Origin of the sequence: Arthrobacter sp. NPDC058192 (assembly GCF_042883665.1) — a bacterium.
Lineage (GTDB): Bacteria > Actinomycetota > Actinomycetes > Actinomycetales > Micrococcaceae > Arthrobacter.
Genome location: NZ_JBHVVJ010000036.1, coordinates 1 through 3,490, shown reverse-complemented (window position 1 = coordinate 3,490; position 3,490 = coordinate 1). Strand labels below are relative to the sequence as shown.

General features: G+C 52.5%; 3 rRNA genes. All 3 read left to right on the top strand.

The features are described 5' to 3' along the window. Window positions 1–1,158 (top strand): 23S ribosomal RNA (locus ACFVVK_RS20435); the annotation flags it as partial. 97 nt (window positions 1,159–1,255) lie between these two features. Next, window positions 1,256–1,372: ribosomal RNA gene (gene rrf / locus ACFVVK_RS20430) — 5S ribosomal RNA — on the top strand. A gap of 248 nt (window positions 1,373–1,620) precedes the next feature. Then, window positions 1,621–3,490 (top strand): 23S ribosomal RNA (locus tag ACFVVK_RS20425); the annotation flags it as partial.

Sequence of the window (3,490 nt, the reverse complement as noted above, 5' to 3'; positions counted from 1 at the left end):
ATAGCCCGAGGGGGCCGCAGTGAAAAGGCCCAAGCGACTGTTTAGCAAAAACACAGGTCTGTGCGAAGCCGTAAGGCGAAGTATACGGGCTGACGCCTGCCCGGTGCTGGAAGGTTAAGGGGAGCGGTTAGGGGTAACCCGAAGCTGTGAACCGAAGCCCCAGTAAACGGCGGCCGTAACTATAACGGTCCTAAGGTAGCGAAATTCCTTGTCAGGTAAATTCTGACCCGCACGAATGGCGTAACGACTTGGGCGCTGTCTCAACGAGAGATCCGGTGAAATTTTAATACCTGTGAAGATGCAGGTTACCCGCGACAAGACGGAAAGACCCCATGGAGCTTTACTGTAACTTGATATTGGACTTTGGTACGATCTGTACAGGATAGGTGGGAGCCTTTGAAGCATGAGCGCCAGCTTGTGTGGAGGCAACGTTGGGATACCACCCTGATCGTATCGGAGTTCTAACCTAGAACCGTGAAACCGGTTCGGGGACCGTGTCAGGTGGACAGTTTGACTGGGGCGGTCGCCTCCTAAAATGTAACGGAGGCGCCCAAAGGTTCCCTCAGAATGGTTGGAAATCATTCGCAGAGTGCAAAGGCATAAGGGAGCTTGACTGCGAGACCTACAAGTCGAGCAGGGACGAAAGTCGGGCTTAGTGATCCGGTGGTACCGAATGGAAGGGCCATCGCTCAACGGATAAAAGCTACCCTGGGGATAACAGGCTTATCTCCCCCAAGAGTCCACATCGACGGGGAGGTTTGGCACCTCGATGTCGGCTCATCGCATCCTGGGGCTGAAGTAGGTCCCAAGGGTTGGGCTGTTCGCCCATTAAAGCGGTACGCGAGCTGGGTTCAGAACGTCGTGAGACAGTTCGGTCCCTATCTGTCGCGGGCGCAGGAAATTTGAGAGGAGCTGTCCTTAGTACGAGAGGACCGGGATGGACGTACCGCTGGTGTACCAGTTGTTCCGCCAGGAGCACCGCTGGGTAGCCAAGTACGGACGGGATAAGCGCTGAAAGCATCTAAGCGTGAAGCCCCCCTCAAGATGAGATTTCCCAGTATGTAAGACCCCTTGAAGACGACGAGGTTGATAGGTTCGGGGTGGAAGCACAGCAATGTGTGGAGCTGACGAATACTAATCGGTCGAGGGCTTATCCTAAACACGTCTACTGTGACCCATACATCCAGCAGACAGCAGCTACAAGGTTCAGCAACCTTATCTTTCGTATCCAGTTTTCAGCGTGCAACACGCTACGTTTGGTGGCGATGGCGGAGGTGAACCACGCGTTCCCATACCGAACACGACCGTTAAGCCCTCCAGCGCCGATGGTACTTAGACCGCAGGGTCTTGGGAGAGTAGGACGTCGCCAAGCAGGTGTTATGTTTTACACCTAACAGCAACTAATAATAGTTGTCTGTGATTCACTTTGCACCTTGAAAACTGGATAACGAAAGAAAAAGAAATTGCTGAAACATCCTTTAGCTAAAATGTTTTAATTGTTAGTGAAGGTTGTTCGAGATTGTCTCGACATCTTTTCGTTTTGTTTCAACCACTTGGTCTCTTATGAAATCGAGGAAACAAAATGAAAAAGGCGAGCAAGCCGAATCAACCGGAACGATAGGTTAAGCTAGTAAGAGCGCACGGAGGATGCCTAGGCACCAGGAGCCGAAGAAGGACGTGGCGAACAACGATACCGCCCCGGGGAGCCGTAAGCAGGCATTGATCCGAGGATTTCCGAATGGGGAAACCCAGCTATCGTAATGGATAGTTACTCTCAACTGAATACATAGGTTGGGTAGAGGCATACCAGGGGAACTGAAACATCTAAGTACCCTGAGGAAGAGAAAACAATAGTGATTCCGTCAGTAGCGGCGAGCGAACGCGGATTAGCCCAAACCAAGGAGCTTGCTTCTTGGGGTTGTAGGACGTCTCACATGGAGTTACAAAGGTGTTTGGTAGGCGAAGAGGTCTGGAAAGGCCCGCCAGAGCAGGTAAAAGCCCTGTAACCGAAATCTTGCACCCTCCGAGACGGATCCTGAGTACGGCGGGACACGTGAAACCCCGTCGGAATCCGGCAGGACCATCTGCCAAGGCTAAATACTCCCTGGTGACCGATAGTGAAGCAGTACCGTGAGGGAAAGGTGAAAAGCACCGCGGAAGCGGAGTGAAAAAGAACCTGAAACCGTGCGCTTACAAAAAGTCAGAGCCCGTTAAATGGGTGATGGCGTGCCTTTTGTAGAATGAACCGGCGAGTTACGATCACGTGCAAGGTTAAGTCGGGAAGACGGAGCCGTAGCGAAAGCGAGTCTGAATAGGGCGAATAAGTACGTGGTCGTAGACCCGAAACCGTGTGATCTACCCCTGTCCAGGGTGAAGGTGCGGTAACACGCACTGGAGGCCCGAACCCACGCATGTTGAAAAATGCGGGGATGAGGTGGGGGTAGCGGAGAAATTCCAATCGAACTCGGAGATAGCTGGTTCTCCCCGAAATAGCTTTAGGGCTAGCCTCGAGGAATGAGCGTCGTGGAGGTAGAGCACTGATTGGGTGCGGGGCCCGCCAAGGGTTACCAAGTCTAGTCAAACTCCGAATGCCATAGACGTGCTACTCGGGAGTCAGACAGTGAGTGCTAAGATCCATTGTCAAGAGGGAAACAGCCCAGATCATCAGCTAAGGTCCCCAAGTGTGTGTTAAGTGGGAAAGGATGTGGAGTTGCAAAGACAACCAGGATGTTGGCTTAGAAGCAGCCATCATTTAAAGAGTGCGTAATAGCTCACTGGTCGAGTGACTCTGCGCCGAAAATGTAACGGGGCTAAACACACCACCGAAGCTATGACATGTACCATTAGGTACTTGGGTAGGGGAGCGTTGAATACGGATTGAAGTTGGACCGTGAGGACTGGTGGACTGTATTCAAGTGAGAATGCCGGTATGAGTAACGAAAAGACAAGTGAGAATCTTGTCCGCCGAAAGCCTAAGGGTTCCTGAGGAAGGCTCGTCCTCTCAGGGTAAGTCGGGACCTAACGCGAGGCCGAAAGGCGTAGTGGATGGACAACAGGTTGAAATTCCTGTACCACCGAAGATTGTTTGAGCAATGGGGTGACACAGAAGGGCAGTGACGCGGACTGATGGAATAGTCCGTCCAAGCAGTGAGGCTGATCGATAGGCAAATCCGTCGATCATTAAGGCTGGGCTGTGATGGGGAGCGAAAATTGCAGTAGCGAAGGTCATGTACTCCGGCTGTCAAGAAAAGCCTCTAGTGAGATCTAGGTGCCCGTACCGCAAACCGACACAGGTAGGCGAGCAGAGCATGCTAAGGCGCGCGGAAGAACTCTCGTTAAGGAACTCGGCAAAATGACCCCGTAACTTCGGGAGAAGGGGTGCCTCGGTAGGGTTAATAGCCCGAGGGGGCCGCAGTGAAAAGGCCCAAGCGACTGTTTAGCAAAAACACAGGTCTGTGCGAAGCCGTAAGGCGAAGTATACGGGCTGACG